The sequence below is a fragment of the Rhodococcus sp. USK10 genome, from assembly GCF_019378875.1.
Taxonomy (GTDB): Bacteria; Actinomycetota; Actinomycetes; order Mycobacteriales; family Mycobacteriaceae; genus Rhodococcus_F; species Rhodococcus_F pseudokoreensis.
Window position 1 is genome coordinate 634,764 of record NZ_CP076048.1, and the last position, 23,452, is coordinate 658,215.

Genomic DNA, 23,452 nt, shown 5'->3' on the forward strand with positions numbered 1-23,452 from the left:
TACCGAGCATCACTAGTTCACCTCCCCCGCCTGCGTGGTGTCCCCGATGGGCTTCATCGACACCCCTGTCGGCCTCGCAGTCGTGACCGCGAAGCCGGCGATGAACTCGGGGATGGCGCGGTAGTACTGTGATGTCACCTCATACCCGCCGGCAGCAGCGAGCGCGGCGAACGCGGCCACCCACGTGCGTACCTCGTGCGCCGAGCCCCCTGCCTGTTCCTCGATCCATTTGTTGCTCCAGGAGTCGACGGCCTCCAAATTCCCGGTAGCGAGCAGGTCGAGCAGAGCACGATCCCACACGGGGTTCAGGGGCCGGAGATTGTCCGTGCCGGCCGCGAAGTCGTTCGCAGCGGCGATCACCCGGTCGGTTCGCTCCTGGCGCTGTGTGCTCGTCATCGCGTTGCCTGTGATCAAGCGTTCGGCGACGTCGGCGGGGGCGCTTGCAAGCGTAGGGACTGGCGCGTCGTGCGACAGGCCACCGGATCCGATCAAGAGAATCCTCTCCGGCCGGCGTGCGAGGTACTCGCCTATTGCCTCTCCCAGTCGACGGGCCCGGGCGATGGGTCCGAGTGGCGCCGCGACCGAGTTCACGAAGATTGGCACCACGGGCTTCGCGCGAAGACCACCGAGAACCTTGTCCAACGGTTGTACCGCGCCATGATCGACTTCCATCTTCAGCGACACGGCCAGGTCGATCCCGGCATCGAGTGCGCTTTGTGCGCATCCCTCTGCGAGCTCTCGTGGAACGTCGAATTCGCCCGCCTCGGTGCCGTAGTCGCCGATTCCAGACGCCTCGTACCCGATGCAGAATTGCGGCATCAATTTGTAGAAGAAACCGTTGTAGTGGTCCGGCGCGAAGAGCACGACTACGTCCGGGTCGAATGCGGCCGCGAAGTTTCGCGCTTGTGACAGGGCTAGGTTGATCTCGGCGAGCAGGTCGGGCTTGGGTGTCGAGATGTCAAGCAGTGGGCTGTGCGAGAGGCAGCAGAGCGCTAGGGGCATGGCGAACTCCGGTGGTAAGTGAAAGCGCTGTGGTCAAAGAACGAGAAAGGCTGGCGGTGTTCTGCGCGATGCAGGCACCCGCCACGCACCGGTCCGGCCGCAGGAAGAGCGTTGACTCCTCGTGTTCGTCGAACCATGCCTTGAGTGCACCGGAGCGGTCACCGACGATCTCGACGTCCGGGTGATCCTGGTCCGGCCAATTCAGCTGTGTGTTGGGTCGGAAGGAGATGAATTGGGCGCCCAGCCGTTTCCAGACCTCGAATTGCTCGGGTCCGAGCAGGGTCACAGGATCGTTGTTCCAGCTCGCGATGGCGAACCACGGCCCCAACACGTCGTCGAGCCGAACGTCTTCGCGCAGCCGTGTATCGACCTTGGGTTGAATAAACAATCGCCCCACCGGTGAGGTCCGCGCGTCGGTGCCAGGTCCATGGACCACCGCACCGCGTTCATATCGCGGCATCGGCTTGAATCGCATCTCCATGATGTAGCGCTTGAGCGCCGGAACGTTGGACAACGCGCCGAACACCAGATCCCGGGCGAGGGCGACTGTCCTGTTGGTTGGCGAGATGATCTTTCCGACCCTGGTCGACAGGTCGATCATGGCGCTGGCATGCCCCCGACGCTCGACGTCGTATGTGTCCAGCAATGCGTCCTCAGCAACGCCGTTGATCACCGCGGCGAGCTTCCACCCCAGATTGACCGCGTCACGGATCCCGCTGTTGTAGCCCTGGCCCTGCCACACGGGCATCAGGTGTGCCGCGTCGCCGGCGAGGAAGACTCGTCCCTTCCGAAAGGCGCCCGCGATGCGCGAGTGGTGGGTGTAAACGCGCTGGCGGATGATGTCCAGATCTGAAGTGTTGGGCACGAAGGGCGCAAGCATCGCCTGGACGAATTCCGGGTCTTCGGCGCGCTCGTCCGATTCACCGGGCAGGACCATGAACTCGAAGCGGCGGATTCCATGCGCGATAGACACCGACACGTACGGCCTCTTCGGGTCCGCCCCAACGTAAATGTTGGGTGCACCGAGCGGGTCGTTGCGTACGTCGATCACCAACCATCTCGTCGAAGAGGTAGTTCCGTCGAACGAGGCACCCATCAAGTGTCTTGTTGCACTGCGACCGCCGTCACACCCGATGAGGTACCTGGCTTCGACAACCGACATGCCGCCGCCTTCGTCCTCGACTGTTGCGGCGATGCCGCCGGAGTTCTCGCTGAATGACTCCAGTCGACGTGACCACTGGACGTCGACCTTCTCGTAACGTTCCAGACCCTTCAATAGTTCGGCGTCCACCAACGGCTGTACGAATCCGTTGCGGCGTGGCCATCCGAACGGCTCGCCGGTCGGTGCGATCTCGGCGATCATCCCGCCCTTGCCGTTGACGAACCGCATGATCTGGTTCGGCACCGTGTGGGGCAGGATGCCCTCGGCGAGGCCGATGCCCTGGAAGCCACGCAGGGACTCGTCGTCCAGGCCGACGCCGCGCGGGTAGTCGATCAGTTCTGAGCGACTGTCGATCACCCGGGTACGAACACCGTGGCCGCCGAGAATGTTTGCCATCGTCAGACCGACGGGTCCGGCGCCGACGATCAGGACGTCGACCGAATCACGATCACGTGTGCGCAGCGGTCGTACCACTTTCACGGTCACGGCCGGACCCCACGCAGGAAGTCGACGTGCAGCCGGTCGAATGCGCTCGCGTCCTCGTACTGCGGCCAATGACCGCATCCATCCATCACCACGAACTGCGCGCCAGGAATCATGGACGCGATGCGCCGGCCCTCGGTCACATCGGCGGTCGGATCGTCGCTGGTCCACAGCACCATGGTCGGTGCCGTGATTCGGCCGTAGTCCCCGGCGGAGAGCAGATTTCGCTCCCGGATGACGGGGTCCTGAAGGGCGAGGCTGTCACTCATCGCTGCCGGGTAGTTCTCCTGCTGATAGACCTTCAGTCGGCTCGCGACGATGTCGTCGTAGGTCTTGGACTTGTCCGCCATCAGCCACACGATCCGTGCGGCCACCTTGTCCCAGCTCGGGTCGGTCGCTGCATCCATCGACAAGGTACGGATGCGGTTCATGACCACAGGGTCTGCCTGCGATCCTCCTGCAGTGTTGAGGACCAAGCGCTCGACGCGCTCTGGGTGGTCGATCGCGGCGCGTGCGACGACCCACCCGCCGAGCGATTCGCCGCTCAGGTGAGCGCGGGGGGCTCCGATCGCATCGAGGACCGACATCAAATGCTGGACGTAGTGTTTGATCTCGATGGGATGGCCGGGCTTGTCGGTGTATCCGTGCCCGAGCATGTCAATCGCCCACGTCGAGAAGTGCTTGGCGTGTGCCTCCATGTTGCGGACATACGCCTCGGCGTGCCCTCCTGAGCCATGGAGGAGAACCAATGCCGGTTTGCTCCGATCCCCCGCGTGCAGATACCGGGTCCGCACGCCGTCCGCAACTAGATACCCCTGCTCGAACGGCACACCCTGAAGGTCGCTCCAGATGCTCTCGTGCATGTCCTCGGTCCTCACATCCTGTTGTGTAAATAACGCACTACTACGTGCGACATATGACTATCCTCATGAGTGGCCACCTTTGTGTCAAGGGCCATTCGGATACGGCTCGGGTTCGAGACGAGGTGCGCCGCCTCCATAGCCGGCATGCATCTGCCGGTCGCGGGAGAGGGGCTGTACCGTTGGCGACGTGACCGAGGACTCCCCCAACGACAGCGCCCGGCCGCCCGGGACGCAAACTCTTGCCCGTGGTCTCACGGCCCTGCAGACAGTCGCCGCCTCGGATGGGCTCAGCGTCCAGCAGATAGCGGACCAGCTGCAGGTACATCGGACCGTTGCTTATCGACTCCTTATGACACTTAACCAATTTGGCCTTGTGTCGCGAGGCGAGGATGGACAGTATCGGTCTGGCGCCGGCTTGGTCGCGCTCGGCAACTCGTTCGATCGTCATGTACGCAGCATCAGTCTGCCCATCTTGCGAGGCCTTGCGGACGAATTGGGCGCGACGGTCTCACTTCTCGTAGCCGAGGGAGACGAAGCAGTCGCGATCGCCGTGATAGTGCCGACCGCCGTGTCCTATCACTTGTCCTTTCTGGAGGGAAGCCGCACACCGCTCGATCGCGGCGCTGCCGGGGTGGTCCTGTCCGCGACGCTTCCTCCTCGACCCGACGAACGACAAGAGATCACCGAAGCCCGCACTGCGGGCTGGGCCACTTCGTTCGGCGAGATCGAACCGGACACCTACGGGCTCGCTGTGCCGATACTTCGACCGCAGCCCGGACCCCCCACGTGCATAAACCTGATCACTCACCGTGCCGATGTCATCGAACGCAGCCGCGACGCTGTGATCAAGGCGGCGGAGAGAGTTTCGGCAGCAATCCGATAGTTGATGATTCGTCAGTCCTGGCGCCGGCGGCGGCGCACCCTCGCGGGGCCGCTCAGGGCCTCGGACAGTACGTAGCCGAACAGTCGTGGACTTCTGAGCACTGCAGGCCCGTAGCCCTCGACGCGTGATCGTCACCAGTTCCTCGGTCAGATCGATGCTTCGAGCCAATCTCTCTGCACACCAAAGCTCTTCGGGATTCCGCCGGATGTTGGATACGGCGCCGTTGCACTGCGTGCGGATCGGCCTGGAAACGTCGCCGATCGGATACCCGCCCGGCGCATCCAGCTCCCAGTCGCCCCTAGACATTCGGCACTCAGACCGGGGCGGTCCAGACCAGTCTCATGTCCCTCCCCCGATCTAATCGACGAGACCCAGCTGCGACACCCGTGACGAAAAGTCGTAAGCAGTTTGCATCGCCACTGCGCCGCCGAAAGAATGACCGACCAGCGTGACGGGCTCCTCGATCCCGATTCATCGATGAACGAGTTCAGCCACTGCGCCAAGCCCGAGAAGCCTTGTTGCACCGTCGGCAATTCGTCCAAACCACCCGAACCCGGCAGTGCAGGCAATAACACAGGAGTCGTCGTCACACGCACCGGACCGACCTCGCTGTGGCGGAACCGAGACCTCGAAAAGAAGGTGTAGTGATACATCGCCGCCTCATTCGCCGTGATAATCGTTGCAGTCACAGATTCGCGGAATGTGCCAACCACGGTCACGGTCGATATACGCGGAAGGTACCTGTTTTCCCTCAGCCTCCGCCGAGACAGCCCGCGCACTCGGTGAAATGAGCCAGGCCGTCAGGTTGTCCCCACCCATGGGCCCACGCTCGCGCGCTTCGGAATGGCTTCTTGCCCCGGTACCCGCATCTTGCGGCATTGATGTGGGCAAACGCGAACACCACGCGGTGGTGGTGGACGCGTCCGGCGGCCGACTTTATGACAAGGCTTTGCGGAACGACGTATGCCCTGTCTCCGCGAGGCACACCGCGCCGAAGTCACCGACGAAGGATCCTGTTTTGTACGACCCTTCGACTTCGCACAGAATCTCGGCGCCACGGACGGACTCCACGATGTGGGAATATTGCTCGTCCGCGACCGTACCGAGTGGTCGGGACGGTGGTGGCAATGGCCTCATCGCGAGAGATGTGGCCGGATGCGGGACTCCTCGAGAAAACCAAGTGACAGCGGCCGGCCCGCAGTGGTCACACACCTCAGCCGACGACGACCGAGTCACCCTGAACCGAGACGCTCCGTGGGGCGAGCGGAACGGACGCCGGACCGTTGTGCACGGACCCGTCGAGATTGAACTTGCTGCCATGGCACGGGCAATTGATGGTGCCGCCGGAGACGTCGGATACGGTGCACCCCAGGTGCGTGCATGTCGACGAGAACCCGCGGAAGTCACCGCCGCTGGGCTGTGTGACGACAACGTCGCCGAGCACGACGCCGCCACCGACGGGAACGTTGCCGGTCGGCACGGTTGCACTCGCGGGCCTCACAGCTGGGCCGGCGCCGCCGCCGGGCGCCGACGACGCGCGAGTTCTGCTGAACAGCGCGCTACCCGCGGCCAAAGCGGCTGCAACGCCGATACCGGCGATAACCGTACGGCGCGGAAACGCCATCTGGTTGATCTGCAGGCTCTGCTCCTGGTTGAGTTCGTCGGACTGCATGGCGGTAGCTCCCTGTCTGGGCTGGGGTCACGCGGGATCGCACACTACGGCTCTCTCAATAGTTCTAACGCGGGACACGGGCAACTGGTTCAAACGCGCGACGCCGGGCAGGTCCGACAGTTTTCAGCCGCCCGTGCAAGGCGGGCGCGATCCGTGATTATCCTTACAGTACAACGTCATTGATGCGGAACTCGCCGAGAGGACTGGTCAGTGCGGGGTTCCGCCCGCGGCCAGGTAGGTGTCGATGGCCTGTTGCAGGCGGTCCAGGGCCGCGCCGTAAGCGGTGAAGTCGCCGGTGCGTTGCGCCTCGCGCAGGTTGGCCAGGGCCGCGTTGAGTTCGAGAACCGCCGCGGTCAGCTGGTCCGAAGCCGGTGGTGGTGGGGCAGGCGGGGCACCCGATGGAGGCGGCGGCGGTTGCCCATCGCTAGGCGGTGGTGTGGTGGCGTCGCCGCCGGGTGCGGTGGCGACGGCCCCGGTGCCGGGGCCGAAGACCTGGTCGAGGGCCTCGGCGAGGGTGGGGGCGTATCCGATCCGCACCCCGCCGGTGCCGGGTTCGCGGTAGCTGACCAGGACCCGGGCCAACTGCGGGAACGTGGAACCGTTGGGCGTGCTGGTCAAGCGTTCGGTGAACACCGGTTCGACGTAGAGGATGCCGCCGTCGGCGATCGGCAGGGTCAACAGGTTGGCGTAGTAGATCCGGTTTGACCGCTCGAGCAGGGTTCGCTCGGAGGCGACGCGGGTGTCGGAGATCATCGAGTTCTGGGTCTGCCGCGGGCCCTGGGTCTGGGTGTCCGTCGGCAGCCGCAGAATGTCGATTCTGCCGTAGTTTTCAGGGTCGGAGTGCACCGACAGGTAGGCGGAGAGGAATTCCCGGTTGAAGCCGACCATGGCGCTGGTGAGCCGGAAGGACGGGGCCGCGGTGCCGGTGTCGCCGACCAGGACGTAGTACGGCGGCTGCTCGCCACCGGTGTCGGCGGTCGGATCGCTGGGCACCGACCAGAATGCATTGGTCGTGAAGAACTCCCGCGGATCATCGACGTGGTACTTCGCCAGCAGGTCCCGCTGCAGGCGGAACAGATCCTCGGGGTAGCGGAAGTGTGCGCGCAACTCGGTCGGGATCGCCTCCGGCGGCTGCACCGTGCCCGGGAACACGCTCATCCACGCCCGCAGGACTGGGTCGTTGTCGTCGACCTGGTAAAGGGTGACGGTGCCGTCGTAGGCGTCGACGGTCGCCTTCACCGAGTTCCGTACATAGGACACCTGCTCGAGGGGCAGGGTGCGGCCGGTGTCGGTGACGATCGGCGCGGCGAGTGCGCCAGCCTGCGCGTACGGGTAGTGGGCGGCGGTGGTGTAGCCGTCGACGATCCACACGATCCGGCCGCCGACCACCGCCGGATACGGGTTGGTGTCGGTGGTCAGCCACGGGGCGACGTGTTCGACACGGGTGGCCGGGTCCCGGTTGAAGATGATCTTCGACCCCGGCCCGATGGCGCCGGAGAACAAGATGTTGCGTTCGGCGTACCGGGCGGCGAACGCCAGCCGGTTGACCCAACTTCCCACCGGCACCCCACCGGTGCCGGTGTAGGTGTACTGGGCGGTGTCGGTGTCGTACTCGCGCGGCGGCGCACCCTCGGGTCCGCCGACGATGGCGTAGTCCGGGTCCGCCTGCGCGATCACCTCACCGAAATAGATGCGCGGTTGCTCCACCGGGATCACCTGGCCGCCGCCCACCTGCGAGGCGATGTCGCTGACCGCGTAGATCGGGTACCCGCTGTCGCTGCTCGCGCTCTGCCCGGCGGCGTCGCGGACAGCGGCGTTGACCCGGTTGGCGGGGGCGGCGACGAACCCGTTGCCGTGGGTATACACGGTGTGCCGGTTGATCCACTGGGTCTGGTTTCCGCTGAGGCTGTTCGGGGAGAGCTCGCGGGCGGCGACGATGTAGTCGGCGAGTCGTCCGTCGATGGTGTAGCGGTCGATGTCGAGGTGCTCGGGGAAACCGTAGAAGTTCTTCAGCTGTTGCTGCTGGGTGAAAGTACGCGAAAGCACGGTCGGGTCCAGCAGGCGGGCGTTAGCGATGGTGGTGACGTCGGCGGGAATGTCCCGGGGCGGTCGCGTGCCCACCCCCGGATAGTCGAGGTAGTCGACCCGGTCCGGGCCGATTCCGTAGGCCTGCCGGGTCGCGGCGATGTTGCGTTCGATGTAGGGGCTCTCCCGGTCGGCGGCGTTCGGGCGGACCGAGAACTGCTCGATCAGCGCCGGATAGATTCCGCCGACCAGAATCGCCGAGAGCACCAGCAGCGCCGTGGCCATCGCCGGGATCCGCAGATCCCGCACCGCGATCGCGGCGAAGAACGCCGCCGCGCACAGCACCGCGATCGCGACCATGATCAACCGGGCCGGCAGCACCGCGTTGATGTCGGTGTATCCGGCCCCGGTGAAGGTGGGCTCCTTCCGGCCGCTCCACAACAAGGAGTATCGATCGAACCAGTAGGAGGCCCCCTTCAGCGCGATGAACGTGCCCGCAAGCACCGCGAGCTGGATGCGCGCCGGTCGGGACACCTCGATGAGGTGGTCCTTGCTCGGTGCCAGCCGGATGCCGCCGAACAGGTAGTGGGTTCCCAGGCCGATCAGCAACGCCAGGAACACCGCCATGAACAGCCACGTCAGGATCAGCCGGTAGAACGGCAGGTCGAAGACGTAGAAACCGATGTCGTACCCGAACTCCGCGTCCACGGTGCCGAAGCCGCCGCCGTGCAAAAACAGTTGCACCGTCTCCCAACTCGACTGCGCGTGCAACCCGAACGGCAGCGCCAGCAGCAGCGAGATTCCCACCGCGAACGACCGCGGGCGGCGCTGCACCACCGTCCGGTACCGCTCGAGCGGATCATTCGCCGCGTCCGCGGCAGCGGCCGCGAACAGTGGGCGGGATCGGTACGCCCACACCGTGGCCGCGAAGATCACCGCACCCACCAGCAGCGTCACCGCTAAGAACAGGATCAGACGGGTGACCAGGACGGTCCCCCACACGCGGCGGTAGCCGACCTCACCGAACCACAGCCAATCGGTATACCCCACGACCAGACGCGGACCGATCACCAGCACCGCAACGACAGCCACCGTCACCACGATCGTGACCCGGGCCCGCCGCGGCAGCGCCCACATCCGGTCGGACGGTTGCATGGCCACCTCCCACGGGTCGGCTCACGAGCAGCCCCGCCGCCGCGGACCACCCTCGCCCGATGCAGCGAAGGCATCCGTATCACCCCATTCTAGGCGGCGCCGGGCTCGTCCTGGCCGGCGCGAATGGGGCACCGGATTGGGCGCAGTGGACTCGCGAACGGAGCGAGCGCCGGGTTCGATGACGCGGCTCGCATCCAGGAAATAGATCGGAAGCAGCGAGAAAGTCCCGACCAAGGCAGCAAGGCCACCGAGATTGTCCAGCCGAAGCAGCCGGACCCGTGAAAGAGGTTTCGCTGCAAAGAAAGACCATCGCCATCGACACGAGCCCTGCCCCTGTACGCGCGCTCTAGGCTGCGCGACCCCACCAGCCGCGCCTGCTGCGACCGCAAGACAACACCCTTGCCCGGCCACGACGACTGTAGAAGCATTTCCATAGGCGGACGCCGACCGGCGACTCGATGTCGCACGATGCCGGACTGCGACGTGCTCTCCCCGACCGCGCCGACATCGTCGGTCGGCGTGAGAGCGCCATGCGGACGAATCCCGGTGATCGGTGGCCGACGCTACCGATCGGAGAAATCGTGACCAGCGAAAACACAGCAGCCTCCGTGCAGCGCGAACCGGAGCTGGCCGGACAGACCGTGGTCCTCATCGGCGGCAGCGCAGGCATCGGGCTCGAGACAGCGCGACGCGCCCGGATGGAGGGTGCCGACGTGATCCTCACCGGGCGCAACCCCGACCGGCTCGAGGCCGCCGCGGCAGACGTCGGCACGCAGCGCACCGCAGCGTTCGACGCCACCGACCCGGCCGCATTGCGGAGGTTCTTCGAGGACCTGCCGACACCGATCGACCATGTGCTGGTGACGGCAGGCGGCCCGCGTTACGCTCCCCTGCTCGAGATGGACGCGGACGAGGTGCGCCGGCAGCTCACCGAGCACATAGTGCTGGGGCTCGAGGTCGCGCGCAATGCGGCGAACAAGATGCGGCCCGGGGGCGCGCTGGTGTTCATGGGCGGCACCGGCGGCCGGCGCATCGGTCACGGCCTGGGGATTGCCTCCGCCGCCACGGCCGCACTGCCCCCGTTCACGGCGGCCCTCGCTCTCGAGCTCGCGCCGGTTCGCGTCAACCTCATCGCCGCGGGCTTCGTCGACACCCCACTGTCGGCATCGCTGCTCGGTGATCGGCTCGACGAACGGCGGAACGAGTTGAGGACGAAGCTTCCGATCGGCCGGGTCGTCGGCCCTGCCGACGTCGCAGCCCTCGCCGTCCACATCATGAGCAACACGGCACTCACCGGCGCGACGTACGACATCGACGGCGGCCAGCAATTCGTCTTCTGACCACCGCACGACGACAGACGCAGCGATTCGCACGACCTGTTCGATCGATCCCTGAGACATCGCGAGAGGAAACCCATGAGCACCAACGAAGTTCACACCGATGAGGCAACCGGCACCACGAATGTCCCGACCGTCGACATGAAGCTGGAGGTCGTCGTCCTCCCCGTCTCGGACGTCGACCGCGCCACCGAGTTCTACACCAGACTCGGCTGGAGACAGGACGTCACACCGCCCGGCTCCGGCGTCGTCCAGTTCACTCCGCCCGGCTCCGACGCCTCGATTCATTTCGGCGCAGACCTCACCACGGCCGCACCCGGTTCGGCCAAGGGATATCTCATCGTCTCCGACATCGAGGTCGCCCGTGACCAGCTGGTCGCTGCCGGCGTCGCGGTCAGCGTGTTCCACCGCGGCGCGGACGGGCCTGCAGACGGGCCGGACCCCCACCGCCGCAGCTACTCCTCCCTGGCGTCGTTCAGAGACCCCGACGGCAATTCCTGGCTGCTGCAGGAGGTCACCACCAGGCTTCCCGGGCGGATCGACACGGCCACCACGTCGTTCGGCTCCGCACGCGACCTGGCGACCGCGCTCCGCCGGGCGGCGGCCGCCCACGGCCGGCACGAAGAGCGCACCGGCGAGGAGGACCCGAACTGGCCCGACTGGTACGCCGAGTACATGGCCGCCGAGCAGTCCGGGGCGGAGCTACCCACGTGAGGAGCGACGACGGGCAGCGGAGCGAGTCGTCATTCTCCGGACAGGTCGGCCGAAAGGTCACGGACCTCGACGCCGGCGGGTATCTCGACCTCGGCGATCAACTCCGGCCGGTCGTCGAATTCGAGGCGAAGGGCCCGGCACATCGTGGCGTGCATGTCGTAGAGAGTGGTGATATAGGTCAGCTGCAGAATTTCGGGATCCGTGAGATGGGCCTTCAGGACCGCGAACACCTCGTCCGGCACCCGGCCGCCGTCGTAGACGAGGCCGTCGGTGTAGGCGAGGACCGCCCGCTCGAGTGCGGAGAAGCAGTCGCTGACCTGCCAGTGCGGAAGGGCCGCGATCTTTTCCTCCGGTGCCCCGAGGGATCGCATCTGCTTGCAGTGCTGGGAGAAGACGAACTGGCTCCCGCGTGCGTACCCGGCCCTGGCCTGCCCCAGTTCACGCAGCAGGGGGTCGAGGGTGACGTTGCGGTAGAGCGAGAATCCGCGGACGGCGTGCCGGAACACGTCCGGTGACTGGGCGAACACGGTCCACCAGTCGCCGGGGGTGGCGTGGATGGTGCCGTGATCGACGGCGGGATCCTTGTCGGGTCCGAACAGTCGGTCGTAGAAGAAGAGGATCTTCTCGTCGGCAACTTCGGCGCGGGGTACCTCACGGAGACGGGGCACGGCTTTTCCTTTCGGACGGTGGCGGTCAGGATGCGGTGGGTACGCGCCGGTCGGCGGCGGTCTTCGGTTCGTGCGCGACGTCGGCTTCGGTGAACGTTCGCGTCCAGCAGGCAAATTCGAGCAGGACGCCATCCGGGTCCTGGAAGTAGAACGAGCGCACGAAGGTGCCCGGGTGCACGTGCCGGGACACGCCGGCGGAGCTGTCGTCGTGGTTGAGGACTCGACTGACCTTGATTCCCTCGGCCTGCATGCGGGTGTAGTACTCGTCGAACTGTTCCGGAGGCACCGCGAACGCGACGTGATTCATCGACCCGACCGCACTCGCGAGTTCACCCTCGTCGGGGAGCCCCTTGGGGGCGGCGAGACCGGGCGCGGCCTCGGGGGAATCGGCCAGCCAGAAGAAGGCGATGGTGTTGCCGTTGCCGCAGTCGAAGAAGAAGTGCTGGCCCAGATCCCCCGGCAGCTCGATGGTCTTGATCAGGGGCATGCCCAGGACGCCCGAGTAGAAATCGATGGTGCGTTGCATGTCCGAGCACACCAGCGCAAGGTGGTTGATACCCCGAAGTTCGTACTTGGAGTTCGGATTGCTCATGGCGGTCCTTCCGATGTGGTGAAGTCGTCGCGAGAAGTGAACAAAAATGACTTGACAGTCATGTCATCTATTGGGAGAGTTTGTCTGTGAGCAAGTCATCTGTCAATACCCCGTCCACGCCGGCCACTGTCGACACCCTGACCGCGCGTGGCCGCAAGACACGCGACGCGCTGCTCGACGCCGCCCGGAAGGTGTTCGAGACGGTCGGATTCCCCGACACAAGGGTCGAACACATCGCCCAGGAGGCGAACGTCTCCTACGGCACCTTCTACCGCTACTTCGAGTCGAAGGAAGAAGTGTTCCGGGAGCTGAGCACTCGATTGTTCGAGGACATGCACCGCCGCGAGCCAACCGACGCCGACTTGTCTCCGGCGGAGAAACTGGTCGCGTCGAACCGCTCGTACTATCAGTCCTATCGCCGGAACGCCCCGCTGATGGCGATCGTCGAACAGGTCGCGACGTTCAACGACGAATTCCGCGAACTCCGTCACGAGCACCGCCGTCAGCTGATCGACCGGACCTCTCGCGCGATCGCACGCTGGCAGCAGGACGGACTGGTCACCGCCACTCTCGACCCGGTGCTGGCGGCCCGCGCGATGGCCGCCATGGTAGACCACACCCTGTACCTGTGGTTGATCCAGGGTGACGACGCCGACGAGGCGGCCCTGCTCGACACCCTCGACCAGATGTGCCTCGGCGCACTCGGTCTCGACCGGAACTGAGCGCCGCGCGCTCCCCCACCGAGAACCGTGCCGGGTCACGATCCCGACGGTGCGCTTCCTGCACACCCCTCACCATCGACTGACCAACGGCCGACCGATCGATCTCGTCGACTCGGCCGTTGTTCCGATCTCCCCGAAGGCACGCACAATGACAACGCACTCACCGTTCGCGTCCGCTACCACCGACACACCGCCGGGAGCGCTCGACGGCCTGCGGGTACTCGAACTGGGCACCCTCATCGCAGGCCCGTACTGCGGACGCCTCCTCGGTGACATGGGCGCCGACGTCATCAAGATCGAAGCCCCCGATCGTCCCGACCCCCTGCGGGACTGGGGCCAGGCCGAGGGCGGTCACCAATACTTCTGGTCGGTGCACGCCCGCAACAAACGGTGCGTGAACCTCGACCTGCGCACCGAGGCCGGCCGGCGGATCTTCCTCGACCTCGTCGCCACCGCCGATGTCGTCGTCGAGAGCTTCCGGCCCGGCACCCTCGAGCGCTGGGCCGTCGGCTACGACGTCCTCCGGGAAATCTCCCCGCGGCTGGTCCTGGCCCGGGTCTCCGGATACGGCCAGACCGGTCCGTACGCGGCGCGTCCCGGATACGCGTCGGTGGCCGAGGGCATCAGCGGCTTGCGGCACCTCAACGGATTTCCCGGCCAGGCGCCCCCGCGGATCGCGCTCTCGCTCGGCGACAGCCTCGCCGGGATGTTCGCCTTCCAGGGTGTCCTCGCCGCGCTCATCGCGCGCGAACGCACCGGACGGGGACAGATCGTCGATGCCGCGCTCACCGAGGCCGCACTCGCCATCCAGGAGTCCACCGTTCCCGACTACCACAAGACCGGTCACGTCCGGCAACCCTCCGGCACCCGCCTCGACCGCGTCGCACCGTCCAATCTGTATCGGACGCAGGACGGGCTGTGGGTGATCATCGCGGCGAACCAGGACACGCTGTTCGCGCGTCTGTCCGCTGCGATGGGCCGCCCCGACCTCGCCACCGATCCGCGCTACGCCACCCACACCGCGCGCGGTGATCACCAGGACGAGCTCGACACCCTGATCGCCGAGTGGGCGGCCGGCTTCCCCGCCGCAGAGCTGATCGAGCTGCTGACCAAGTTCGAGGTGGTCACGGGCCCGGTCAACACGGTCGCCGAGGTCATGGCCGATCCCCAGTTCAACGCCCGCGAGATCTTCGTCGACCACGTCGACCCCTCCCTCGGGCCCGGTGACACCGGATTCGATCCGGAGCCGGTGAAGGGAGTCGGGGTGATCCCGAAACTCAGCGATACCGCGGGCGGCGTCCGCTGGGGCGGGCCCAGCCGCCCGGGCACCCACACCGACGAGGTGCTCACCGAAATCCTCGGCTACGACGCCGACCGGCTCGCCGCACTGCGCGAGCAGGGCACGATCTCGTGACCGCGATTCCACCCGAGGTCGACATCCGGGAGGTCGGGCCCCGCGACGGACTGCAGATCGAGAAGCCCATTCCCACCGCCGCCAAGCTGGAGCTGATCGACGCGCTCGCCGCGACCGGTGTCCGGCGCATCGAGGTCACGTCCTTCGTTTCCCCGCGCGCCGTCCCGGCGCTGGCCGACGCCGAGGCCGTCGCCGCCCAACTCGGCCGCTGGCCACACGTCACCTTCTCGGCGCTGGTTGCCGGACTCGGCGGCGTCAAGCGAGCACTCGCGGCAGGCCTGACCCGCCTCGAATACGTCGTCTCCGCGTCCGATGGGCACAGCCGGGCCAACGTCGGTCGCAGCAGCGAGGAGTCGATCGCGCTGATCACCCCCATTGCCGAACTGATTCACCGGGCGGGCGGCACACTCGAAGTGATCGTCGCCATCGCGTTCGACTGCCCATTCGACGGACCCACCCCACCGGACCGCGTGGCCGACATCGCGCGGCGTGCGGTTCTTTCGGGTGCGGATGCGCTGTCCGTTGCCGACACCATCGGCACGGCAACGCCGGTGCGCACCACCGATGTACTCACCCGGGTGCGCGCCGCCGCCCCCGGCGTGGACCTCGGCCTGCACCTGCACGACACCCGCGGCCAGGGGCTGGCGAACGCGTGGGCGGCATACGCCTCGGGCATCCGCCAGTTCGACGCCTCCGTCGGCGGGCTCGGTGGGTGCCCCTTCGCGCCGGGCGCGAGCGGCAACATCGCCACCGAGGAACTGGTCTACATGTTCGAAGACGGCGGCATCGCGACCGGCATCGACATCGACAGGGAACTCGACGCCGCTCGACTGGCCGAGCGCCTGCTCGACAGATCCCTCGCAGGCAGACTGCGCGCGGCCGGGGGCCGACCGGCTCCCGCCGGCAATTGACCACCTCGCTGCCGACACCGCGACGGAACACTCCGCCGCGCCGCAGGCAGCACCACACGGAAGAGACGGATTTTCCCATGAACGAGCTGGCTGATCGCTTCTTCGCCGCCGTCGGCGACGGCGACGAGGCGACACTGACCGAGCTGTACTCACCGGACGCGCGGATCTGGCACAACGACGACGGACGCGAACAGACGGTCACCGAGAACCTGAAGGTGCTGCGCTGGCTCTCGCGCACTCTCGAGGACCTGCGCTACGAGGACATCCGCCGCCACGAGTTGCCGGGCGGCTTCGCCCAGCAGCACGTCCTGCGCGCCACGCTACCCGGCCACGGACCGCTGGAGGTGCCGGCGTGCCTGTTCGTCCGCGTCGACGACGGCCGGATCACCCGCATCGACGAGTACGTCGACTCCGCCGCCACCCTGCCCCTGCGCGCGCAGGCCGACCGGCGACGGGAGAAGTGACATGACCGGAACCCGTTCCGCCGTCCCGCTCGCCGAACTGTGCGCGCGGATGCGCTCGTTCATCGACGACGCCGTCATCCCCGCCGAACCCACTCTGGTGAACGAGGACGGCCCCGCACACGAGGCCATCGCCGAATTGCGCGCGCGGGCCATGGCACTCGGCCTGTGGGCGCTCGGCCACCCCGCCGAACTGGGCGGTGGGGGTGTCCCGTTCCTCGACTTCGTCCATCTCAACGAGATCATCGGACGCTCGGAGTTCGGCCAGTTGGCCGTCGGCTCGGTGTCCATGCAGGACACCCTGATGCTGCACAAACACGGCACTCCCGAGCAGCGGCAGCGGTGGATTCCCCCGCTGGTCGCCGGGGACTTCCTCCCGTCCGTCGGGTTGACCGAACCGGACGCGGCGGGATCCGATCCCACCCTCATCGAGACGCGCGCCGAACTCGACGGCGACACCTGGATCATCAACGGACACAAATGGTTCACCACCGGAGTGAAGGACGCCGGCTACTGCTCGGTCTTCGCCCGGACCGAACCCGACACCGCCCCGCGGCACGAGCGCATCAGCGCGATCATCGTGCCGACCGACACCCCCGGATTCGAGATCGTCCGGTCGATCCCGACGATGGGGCACGACCCGAGTGATCACTACGAGGTCCGGCTCACCGACGTGCGTGTCCCCGCCGCCAATCTCCTCGGCGAACGCGGCAGGGGCTTCGCGGTGGCCCAGGACCGGCTCGGGCCCGGCCGGATATTCCATTGCATGCGGTGGCTCGGGCAGGCTCAGCGCGCATACGAGTTGATGTGTGCGCGCGCGAACACCCGCTACACCCACGGCTCGCTGCTCGCGGACAAGGGTGAAGTGCACCGCTACATCGCCGAATCCGCCGCCCAGATCCACGCCGCCCGGCTCATGACTCTCGATGCCGCCCGCGCGATGGACGCGGGGGAGGACGCCCGGGTGCGCATCGGACTGGTGAAGTTCTGGGGCGCCCGCATGCTCCACGACGTCGTGGACCGGGCCATCCAGATTCACGGGGCGCTCGGCCTGACCGCCGATACCCCACTCGAGCGGATGTACCGGCAGGCGCGGTACGCTCGCATCTACGACGGTCCCGACGAGGTACACCGCATGTCGACCGCCCGCCGGTTGCTGCGCGATCCCGAGGCCGCCCCATGGCGATGACCGACGCTCCCGTGGCCCTCGCGGACGGCATCCGCGCCGTCCTGACCTCCGCCTACGGCACAGACGCCACGGTCGGGGAACCTCGGCAGCTGACCGGTGGCGCCAGCAGGCAGGTGTGGGCCGTCGACGCCGAAGGCCCGGACGGGCAACCCCGGCCCGTCGTGCTGCGCCGCGACCCGCCCGGACACGGCGACGCGGCCCGGATGCGCGCGGAGGTGGCGTGCCTGCGGGCCACCGCCGCCGCGGGCGTCCCGGTGCCCACCGTCCTCGCTTCCGGGGACACCGCGCCCGGCATCGACGCCCCGTATCTGATCATGAACAAGGTGGAGGGCGAATCGCTCCCCCGGAAACTGCAGCGGGACCCTGCCTTCGACGAGGTGCGCAGCCGTCTCGCCGAGTACATGGGTCACGTCCTCGGCCTGATCCACCGGACTCCCCTGGACTCTCTCGCCGTGCTCGACACCACCGACCGGGTGGACGCGCTCGAGGCCACCTACCGCGACCTCGGCGAACCCCGGCCCGCGGTCGAGGTGGGTCTGCGATGGTTGCGCGACCACCGTCCGCCGTCTCGACCGCAGGCTTTGGTACACGGCGACTTCCGGATCGGCAACCTCCTCGTCGACGGAACCGGCATCCGCGGGGTGCTCGACTGGGAACTCGCTCACCTCGGTGATCCCGTCGAGGACCTCGGCTGGCTGTGCGTGCGGGCGTGGCGGTTCGGCGCGGCCGCGCCGGTCGCCGGGATAGGCACCCGCGACCAACTCCTGGACGGCTACGAGAAAGCCACCGGGACGAGACCGTCGTTGTCCGAACTGCACTGGTGGGAAACGTTCGGAACCTTGAGATGGTTGGTGCTGAGCAGGTTTCAGGCCGAACGTCACCTCGGCGGGGCCGAGCGGTCCCTCGAGCTGGCGGCCATCGGACGCCGGGTCTGCGAATCCGAGTACGACTTGCTCGACGTCCTCGGACTGCTCGACGACGCCGCTCCCGTTCCCCCGCCGGCGCCACCCGGGCGCACCGTGCACGATCGGCCCAGCGTCGCGGAGATCCTCGACCTCGTGGCCGGCACCCTGACCGACGATCTCGGACCGGCCCTCGACGGAACGCACGAGCGGGAGCGGTATCTCCTGCGGATCTGCGTCAACCTGTTGCGCACCGCGGGGCGCGAACTCGAAGCCGGGAACGGCGCCGATTCCCTGCTCGACGGCGCCCTCGGTGCGCTCGGATGCACGTCCGAGGCCGAGCTTGCCGCGCGGATTCGCGACGGGGCGCTCGACTATCGCAAGGACGGCGTGCGCCGGGCGATCTCGATCGCCGTTCTGGCCCGCCTGCGGGTGGCCAATCCCCGACACCTGAACCGGTAGCCGCGAAAAGCGAGAAGTGCCCGGCGGATTCGTCCGCCGGGCACTTCCCGCATTCGGGGCTCCTATAGTTCGTCAGTGGGAGACGACCAGCTCCCGCGGATCCTCGTCGGCCGAAGACGCAGCCGCCCTGTGGCGGCGAGTGCCGGGGATCTTGTTCACCAGCGGCGCCAACACCCACCGGATCACGCTGATCAGCCCGTACGGGATCACGAAGATGAAGACGATCAACGCCGCACCGTACGTGATGCCCGCAGCCGACTGGTTGATCTCCGCCGTCCACTGCGGCACGTACTGCACGAAGAACGCCCCGAACACCACACCGGGGACGGTCCCGAGGCCACCGATGACGATCATGGTGATGAACGCGATCGCCAGCGGGAGCCCGAATGCCTCGGGGCCGACGTACTGCACGACGAAGCTGTAGAGCACGCCGCCGACACCGGCCAAGGACGCGCTGAGCGCGAACACCGTCGTCTTCGTGCGGGTGGCCGGGACGCCGAGCGTGGTGGCGACGGCCTCGTAGTCCCGGATCGCGATCAGTGATCGGCCGATCCGGCCGGTGGAGAGTCGGCGCACCACGAAGAAGGCGATCAGCGCCACCACCAGGCACAGGAAGTACACCCACTGGTCGCGTTCGAGGCCGCTGAATGCCGGTGGCTCGGCGCCGGCGATGTTGATTCCCGCCTGCCCGTCGGTGACGTGCTCGAACCGTTTGATCACCGCCGGGGTGACCAGTGCCAGCCCCAGGGTCGCGAGCGCCAACTGGAGTCCGTGGAGCCGCAGGGCGGGCAGGCCGAACAGATACCCGATCACGTAACAGACCGCGAACGCGACCGGGAGGAGCAGCAGGTACGGGACGTCGTGATTCTCGACGAGCACGGCGCTGAGATACGCACCGACGGCGAAGAAGAAGCCGTGGCCGAGAGAGATCTGACCGGTGTTGCCGGTCAGCAGGTTCAGTCCCAGCCCGACCACCACGTACACCAGCACCATGGATCGGTCGAAGTTGACGTACGGCGCCGACACCAACGGCGCCACCGCCGTCACGAGGATCACCGCCGCAACGGTCGCTCTCGCCAGCCACCGTGGTGGGTCGAGTTCGGCTCGGGGACGGCGAAGCAATTCGACGATTCTCATACTCGGGCCACCTTCCGTGCACCGAACAGACCCTCGGGTTTGAGAAGCAACACCCCGAGGATGAGGGCCAACGCCACGGCCTGTTTGAAGTCGTGGCCGATCCAGGAAATGTAGGTGCCGGCAAGGTTTTCCGCGACACCCACGCACAACCCACCGACGAGTGCACCGACCGGGCTGTCCAGGCCGCCGAGGACCGCGGCGGCAAACGAGTAAATCAGCGAGGCGACGAGCATGTTCGGTTGCAGGAACAGCTGCGGCGCCGCGAGGGAGGCGGCAAGGGCTCCGATGGTCGCGGCGAGGCCCCAGCCGATCATGAGCATCCGGCCGACGGGCACACCGATCAATTGCGCCGAGTCCGGGTTGTCTGCCGCCGCACGCATCGCCAGACCGACCTTCGTTCGCTGGAACAGGACGAACAGCAGCGCCGCGACAACGACGACGGCGGCGACGATGACCAGCGACTGCTGGGACACCGCGACAGGACCGAGCGTGAGCACCGGCCCGGACACGATCGCCGGGAACTCCTTGCTCTGCACGCCCCAGATCCAGCCGGCGGCGCTGTTGAGCACCAGCATCAGGCCGAGGGTGATGATGACCAGCGGCATGTGGTTCGGGGACGATGCCAGCGGCCGGATCAGTACCCGTTCGGTGGCGGCTCCCCCGACGAAGGCGACCGCCATCGCGCCGAGAACGGCAAGGTACAGCGGCGCACCCCATGCGTGGAACTGCCAGGCGAAGAACGCCGAGAACATCGCCATCTCGCCCTGCGCGAAGTTGACGATTCCCGATGCGCGGTAGACCAGGACGATGCTCAGCGCGAACGCGCCGTACAGGGCGCCCCACATGAGCCCGTCCACCAGTTGTTGGAGAAATACATCCATGACCACTCTCCTGTGCTCAGTAGCCGAGGTAGGCGCGTCGCACCGACTCGTCGTGCGCCAATCCGGCGGCGGGGCGTTGGGCGACGACTCGGCCCGCGTCGACGAGAACCGCGGACGTGCCGATCTCGAGGGCGAGGTGCGCGTTCTGTTCGACCACGAGGATCGTGGTCTCGGTCTCCTGGCTGATCCGGCCGAGCGCACGGAAAACCTCCTGGGTGATGCGCGGGGCCAGGCCGAGGGACGGTTCGTCGAGCAGCAGCAGACGCGGCCCGGCCACCAGCGCGCGGGCGATCGCGAGCATCTGCTGTTCACCGCCGCTGAGCCCGCCCGCCTGCTGGTTGCGTCGCTCGCGTAGTCGCGGGAAGAAGTCGTACCAGTGCTCGACGGCCCGGTCGGTGATCGCCGCCGACGTCGTGAATCCCCCGACGCGAAGGTTCTCCTCCACCGTCAGGGTGCCGAAGGTGCCGCGGCCCTGCGGAACATGGGCCACACCGAGCCGGGCGATCCGGTCGCTGCGCATGCCGGTGATGTCGCGACCGTCGAGCCTGATGCACCCGCTGGTGCGGACCATCTGGCAGATCGACCGGAGGATGGTGGTCTTACCTGCGCCGTTCGCGCCGAGTACCACGGTCACCTCCCCCGCCGGTACCCGGAAGTCGATGCCGTGCAGCACTTCCGCACGGCCGTATCGGGCATGCAGGTTTTCCACGGTGAGCAGGTTCATGCCGCACCGCCCAGGTACGCCTCGATGACCTCGGGGTGAGCAGCGACCTCTGCCGGTTCGCCCTCGGTGACCTTCTGACCGAAGTTCAGCACCACCACCCGGTCGGAGATCGACATCACCATGGCCATGTGATGCTCGACGAGCAGCACCGAGAATCCTCGCTCGTCGCGCAACCGGCGGACCGTGTCGGCGAGTTCGAGGACCTCCTCGTGGATCAGTCCGTTCGCCGGTTCGTCGAGCATCAGCAGGCGAGGTCGTTGCATCAATGCCCGTGCGAGCTCGACCCGTTTGAGGGTGCCGTAGGGCAGGTTACCTGCCGGTTCGCGGCCGACGTGCGCGAGATTCATCGACTCGAGCAGAGCCCAGGCCTCGTCCCGTTCGCCGGCCTCCTCCCTGCGGGTGCGCGGAAGTCCGAGCGCGGTGGCGAGGAAGCCCGCCCGGGTGCGCGAGTAGGCCCCGGTGAGGATGTTGTCGAGCACCGAGATCGTCGGGAACAAGCCGATGTTCTGGAAGGTGCGCGCGATCCCGGCGTCGGCGACCCCGTCCGCCGACAGCGCGAGCAGATCGGCGCCCCCGAAGGTGATCTGTCCCGAATCCGGTTCGTAGAGTCTGCTGATGCAGTTGAACAGGGTGGTCTTCCCGGCGCCGTTCGGGCCGATCAGCCCGACGATCTGTCCGGGCTCGATCGTGAACGACGGCCCGTCGAGGGCGACGACTCCTCCGAACCGCAACCGGACGTCGCTGACCTTCAGCGTCGGCACATCCGGTGGCCGGGCGGTCATCGTTCGGCGCTGCGCGTGACCACAGCGTCGTAGTGCCAGCTGCCGTCGCGGAACGTCATCGGCGCCATCGACGTGATCGCGTACGGGTAGTCCGCGCTCGTGTCGAACGTGACACCGTCGATGGACAGGTCGGTGGTGACCGCGTGCAGATTCCGGACGGAATCGAGCAGATCGGCGCGGGTGCACCCCTTCATCTGTTCGAGTGCGGCCACCAGCAGCTGAGCGGTGTTGTACCCGGTGGCGGCGATGGTGTCGGAGGACTTGAACGCGTCGGCGTGCCGATCGGCGAAAGCGCGCCATTCCTGCACGCCCGGCACCTGGTCGTGGTCGGTGCTGCTGACGTCGTAGATCCAGTAGAACGAGTGCACGCCGTCGGCGGCGTCGAGACCGGCCGGAGCGAGGACGAAGTTGGTGTCCGTGGCGCCGGAGTAGATGTACGTCTCCGGCGTCCAGCTCAACTCGTGGGCCTTCTTCAGAGACTGGGTCACGAAGCCTGCGGTGGCGAAGTTGACGAACACGTCGGCTCCGGAGCTCGCGAGGTTGACCACCTGCGAGTCCACGGACGGTGTGGTCTGTTCGTACGACTGCTCGGCGACGATCTGTGTGCCGCTGCCGTCGAGGGCGGACTTCAGTGCGTCGAGACTGCCGTTGCCCAGGCTGTCGTTCGAGTAGAGCACCGCGACCTTGCCTTGCGGGTGGTCGCGAAGGATCTGTTTCGCCCGCTCGGCGACCTCCCAGCCGGTCTGCGGGTTGACCGCGCCGGCCACCACGGGCCGTTCGTCGAGGGTGGCGAGCAGCTCGTCGGTGCCGGTCATGGGAAATACCAGCGGGACGTTCTTCTGCGCGAGATAGTCGACGACGGCGAGAGTCGACGCGGTGCCGATCAGATTCTGGATCGCGAACACCTGTTGCTGTTCGACCAGTGACCTGACATTGCCGACCGTGCGCGCCGGGTCGTACCCGTCGTCGAGTGCGGTGTAGACGATCTTGCGGGACTTGCCATCGCCCATCGCGACGCCGCCGGCGGCGTTGATCTCGTCGAACAGGGCGGATGCCGCGGTCGCCTGGGGTCCGGCGATCGACTGGACCAGGCTGGTGCCGAAATGGATCTCGGCGTCGGTTATGCCGGGATCACAGCCACCTGCGGCGGTCGACGTGTCATCTCGGCCAGAACATGCGGTCAGGGCCGCGGCGGCGCACAGGGCGGTCAGGCCCGCGGCGAGGGTACGTTTCATGGTTGCTCCGTTGAGGGGAAGGCACAGGGACGGAAGACGTTCCAGCTGGCTTGTTTTCGGCAGCGCGCGGCGGGCG

At 67.0% G+C, this 23,452-nt stretch carries 22 protein-coding genes; 9 read left to right on the forward strand and 13 right to left on the reverse strand.

The genetic code is table 11. The features are described 5' to 3' along the window. Positions 1–12: 12 nt before the first annotated feature. Genes I1A62_RS09800 through I1A62_RS09810 form a run of 3 tightly spaced genes read right to left on the reverse strand, consistent with a single transcriptional unit; the run spans position 13 to position 3,510 of the window. Positions 13–1,002 (reverse strand): 3-carboxyethylcatechol 2,3-dioxygenase, encoded by a 990-nt coding sequence (locus I1A62_RS09800; protein WP_219458597.1) that lies wholly within the window; start codon positions 1,000–1,002, stop codon positions 13–15. Then, positions 959–2,650 carry a bifunctional 3-(3-hydroxy-phenyl)propionate/3-hydroxycinnamic acid hydroxylase gene (locus I1A62_RS09805; protein WP_374710750.1) on the reverse strand — a complete coding sequence of 564 codons (1,692 nt, stop codon included), beginning with the start codon at positions 2,648–2,650 and terminating at the stop codon, positions 959–961. The genes I1A62_RS09800 and I1A62_RS09805 overlap by 44 nt, the downstream gene beginning before the upstream one ends. Next, a complete protein-coding gene (locus tag I1A62_RS09810) occupies positions 2,647–3,510 on the reverse strand; it encodes an alpha/beta fold hydrolase (protein WP_124396345.1) in 864 nt (287 codons plus the stop codon). The genes I1A62_RS09805 and I1A62_RS09810 overlap by 4 nt, the downstream gene beginning before the upstream one ends. Before the next feature lie 187 nt (positions 3,511–3,697). On the opposite strand from I1A62_RS09810, the gene I1A62_RS09815 reads away from it, so the two are divergent. After that, positions 3,698–4,393, forward strand: coding sequence for an IclR family transcriptional regulator (locus I1A62_RS09815; RefSeq protein ID WP_124396344.1), 696 nt, complete (start codon positions 3,698–3,700; stop codon positions 4,391–4,393). Positions 4,394–4,750: 357 nt separating this feature from the next. Here the strand turns inward: I1A62_RS09815 and I1A62_RS47175 are convergent, their stop codons facing one another. The 3 genes from I1A62_RS47175 to I1A62_RS09830 form a co-directional block, all read right to left on the reverse strand. Beyond that, the gene (locus I1A62_RS47175; RefSeq protein WP_124396368.1) at positions 4,751–4,864 is read right to left on the reverse strand and encodes an alpha/beta fold hydrolase; all 114 of its coding nucleotides are present in this window, start codon (positions 4,862–4,864) and stop codon (positions 4,751–4,753) included. A gap of 742 nt (positions 4,865–5,606) precedes the next feature. Then, positions 5,607–6,065: a ubiquinol-cytochrome c reductase iron-sulfur subunit gene (locus tag I1A62_RS09825; RefSeq protein ID WP_124396342.1), complete on the reverse strand. Its 459-nt coding sequence runs from the start codon at positions 6,063–6,065 to the stop codon at positions 5,607–5,609. 207 nt (positions 6,066–6,272) lie between these two features. Then, on the reverse strand, positions 6,273–9,245 hold the full coding sequence (locus I1A62_RS09830; RefSeq protein ID WP_124396341.1) for a UPF0182 family protein: 2,973 nt from the start codon (positions 9,243–9,245) through the stop codon (positions 6,273–6,275). A 581-nt stretch (positions 9,246–9,826) separates the two neighbouring features. On the opposite strand from I1A62_RS09830, the gene I1A62_RS09835 reads away from it, so the two are divergent. Together I1A62_RS09835 and I1A62_RS09840 are read left to right on the forward strand one after the other, a co-directional pair. Further along, entirely contained in the window at positions 9,827–10,585 is a 759-nt protein-coding gene (locus I1A62_RS09835; protein ID WP_219458598.1) for an SDR family oxidoreductase, read from the forward strand. A gap of 75 nt (positions 10,586–10,660) precedes the next feature. After that, complete coding sequence (locus I1A62_RS09840) at positions 10,661–11,296, forward strand: VOC family protein (RefSeq protein WP_219458599.1); 636 nt, start codon at positions 10,661–10,663, stop codon at positions 11,294–11,296. Positions 11,297–11,325: 29 nt separating this feature from the next. Here I1A62_RS09840 and I1A62_RS09845 read toward each other — a convergent pair whose 3' ends face one another. Next, positions 11,326–11,964 carry a carboxymuconolactone decarboxylase family protein gene (locus tag I1A62_RS09845; protein WP_124394079.1) on the reverse strand — a complete coding sequence of 213 codons (639 nt, stop codon included), beginning with the start codon at positions 11,962–11,964 and terminating at the stop codon, positions 11,326–11,328. Between the two features lie 25 nt (positions 11,965–11,989). Next, complete coding sequence (locus I1A62_RS09850; protein WP_219458600.1) at positions 11,990–12,556, reverse strand: VOC family protein; 567 nt, start codon at positions 12,554–12,556, stop codon at positions 11,990–11,992. A gap of 86 nt (positions 12,557–12,642) precedes the next feature. On the opposite strand from I1A62_RS09850, the gene I1A62_RS09855 reads away from it, so the two are divergent. From I1A62_RS09855 to I1A62_RS09880, 6 genes are all read left to right on the forward strand, one after another. Beyond that, positions 12,643–13,278, forward strand: coding sequence for a TetR/AcrR family transcriptional regulator (locus I1A62_RS09855; RefSeq protein WP_124394078.1), 636 nt, complete (start codon positions 12,643–12,645; stop codon positions 13,276–13,278). A 148-nt stretch (positions 13,279–13,426) separates the two neighbouring features. Then, positions 13,427–14,692, forward strand: a complete 1,266-nt coding sequence (locus I1A62_RS09860; RefSeq protein ID WP_219458601.1) for a CaiB/BaiF CoA-transferase family protein — start codon at positions 13,427–13,429, stop codon at positions 14,690–14,692. Continuing rightward, a complete protein-coding gene (locus tag I1A62_RS09865) occupies positions 14,689–15,603 on the forward strand; it encodes a hydroxymethylglutaryl-CoA lyase (protein ID WP_219458602.1) in 915 nt (304 codons plus the stop codon). The genes I1A62_RS09860 and I1A62_RS09865 overlap by 4 nt, the downstream gene beginning before the upstream one ends. A 77-nt stretch (positions 15,604–15,680) precedes the next feature. Beyond that, a complete protein-coding gene (locus I1A62_RS09870) occupies positions 15,681–16,067 on the forward strand; it encodes a nuclear transport factor 2 family protein (protein ID WP_124394075.1) in 387 nt (128 codons plus the stop codon). A 1-nt stretch (position 16,068) separates the two neighbouring features. Next, positions 16,069–17,253, forward strand: coding sequence for an acyl-CoA dehydrogenase family protein (locus I1A62_RS09875; RefSeq protein WP_219458603.1), 1,185 nt, complete (start codon positions 16,069–16,071; stop codon positions 17,251–17,253). After that, on the forward strand, positions 17,244–18,617 hold the full coding sequence (locus tag I1A62_RS09880) for a phosphotransferase family protein (RefSeq protein WP_257890771.1): 1,374 nt from the start codon (positions 17,244–17,246) through the stop codon (positions 18,615–18,617). Before I1A62_RS09875 ends, I1A62_RS09880 begins: the two co-directional genes overlap by 10 nt. Positions 18,618–18,689: 72 nt before the next feature. Here the strand turns inward: I1A62_RS09880 and I1A62_RS09885 are convergent, their stop codons facing one another. The 5 genes from I1A62_RS09885 to I1A62_RS09905 are packed head-to-tail and all read right to left on the reverse strand — an operon-like array spanning position 18,690 to position 23,376. Continuing rightward, entirely contained in the window at positions 18,690–19,754 is a 1,065-nt protein-coding gene (locus I1A62_RS09885; RefSeq protein WP_219458604.1) for a branched-chain amino acid ABC transporter permease, read from the reverse strand. Then, positions 19,751–20,635, reverse strand: a complete 885-nt coding sequence (locus I1A62_RS09890; RefSeq protein WP_206011100.1) for a branched-chain amino acid ABC transporter permease — start codon at positions 20,633–20,635, stop codon at positions 19,751–19,753. Before I1A62_RS09890 ends, I1A62_RS09885 begins: the two co-directional genes overlap by 4 nt. A 16-nt stretch (positions 20,636–20,651) precedes the next feature. Beyond that, positions 20,652–21,359, reverse strand: coding sequence for an ABC transporter ATP-binding protein (locus I1A62_RS09895; RefSeq protein WP_219458605.1), 708 nt, complete (start codon positions 21,357–21,359; stop codon positions 20,652–20,654). Next, entirely contained in the window at positions 21,356–22,141 is a 786-nt protein-coding gene (locus tag I1A62_RS09900) for an ABC transporter ATP-binding protein (protein WP_124394070.1), read from the reverse strand. Before I1A62_RS09900 ends, I1A62_RS09895 begins: the two co-directional genes overlap by 4 nt. Further along, positions 22,138–23,376, reverse strand: a complete 1,239-nt coding sequence (locus I1A62_RS09905) for an ABC transporter substrate-binding protein (RefSeq protein WP_124394069.1) — start codon at positions 23,374–23,376, stop codon at positions 22,138–22,140. The genes I1A62_RS09900 and I1A62_RS09905 overlap by 4 nt, the downstream gene beginning before the upstream one ends. Positions 23,377–23,452: the final 76 nt, after the last annotated feature.

Excerpts from the sequence above, each read along its gene's own strand:
- I1A62_RS09800 (WP_219458597.1), bottom strand. The coding sequence starts at position 1,002 with ATGCCCCTAGCGCTCTGCTGCCTCTCGCACAGCCCACTGCTTGACATC.
- I1A62_RS09810 (WP_124396345.1), bottom strand. The coding sequence starts at position 3,510 with ATGCACGAGAGCATCTGGAGCGACCTTCAGGGTGTGCCGTTCGAGCAG.
- I1A62_RS09825 (WP_124396342.1), bottom strand. The coding sequence starts at position 6,065 with ATGCAGTCCGACGAACTCAACCAGGAGCAGAGCCTGCAGATCAACCAG.
- I1A62_RS09830 (WP_124396341.1), bottom strand. The coding sequence starts at position 9,245 with ATGCAACCGTCCGACCGGATGTGGGCGCTGCCGCGGCGGGCCCGGGTC.
- I1A62_RS09840 (WP_219458599.1), top strand. The coding sequence starts at position 10,661 with ATGAGCACCAACGAAGTTCACACCGATGAGGCAACCGGCACCACGAAT.
- I1A62_RS09850 (WP_219458600.1), bottom strand. The coding sequence starts at position 12,556 with ATGAGCAATCCGAACTCCAAGTACGAACTTCGGGGTATCAACCACCTT.
- I1A62_RS09860 (WP_219458601.1), top strand. The coding sequence starts at position 13,427 with ATGACAACGCACTCACCGTTCGCGTCCGCTACCACCGACACACCGCCG.
- I1A62_RS09870 (WP_124394075.1), top strand. The coding sequence starts at position 15,681 with ATGAACGAGCTGGCTGATCGCTTCTTCGCCGCCGTCGGCGACGGCGAC.
- I1A62_RS09875 (WP_219458603.1), top strand. The coding sequence starts at position 16,069 with ATGACCGGAACCCGTTCCGCCGTCCCGCTCGCCGAACTGTGCGCGCGG.
- I1A62_RS09880 (WP_257890771.1), top strand. The coding sequence starts at position 17,244 with ATGGCGATGACCGACGCTCCCGTGGCCCTCGCGGACGGCATCCGCGCC.
- I1A62_RS09885 (WP_219458604.1), bottom strand. The coding sequence starts at position 19,754 with ATGAGAATCGTCGAATTGCTTCGCCGTCCCCGAGCCGAACTCGACCCA.
- I1A62_RS09890 (WP_206011100.1), bottom strand. The coding sequence starts at position 20,635 with ATGGATGTATTTCTCCAACAACTGGTGGACGGGCTCATGTGGGGCGCC.
- I1A62_RS09895 (WP_219458605.1), bottom strand. The coding sequence starts at position 21,359 with ATGAACCTGCTCACCGTGGAAAACCTGCATGCCCGATACGGCCGTGCG.
- I1A62_RS09900 (WP_124394070.1), bottom strand. The coding sequence starts at position 22,141 with ATGACCGCCCGGCCACCGGATGTGCCGACGCTGAAGGTCAGCGACGTC.
- I1A62_RS09905 (WP_124394069.1), bottom strand. The coding sequence starts at position 23,376 with ATGAAACGTACCCTCGCCGCGGGCCTGACCGCCCTGTGCGCCGCCGCG.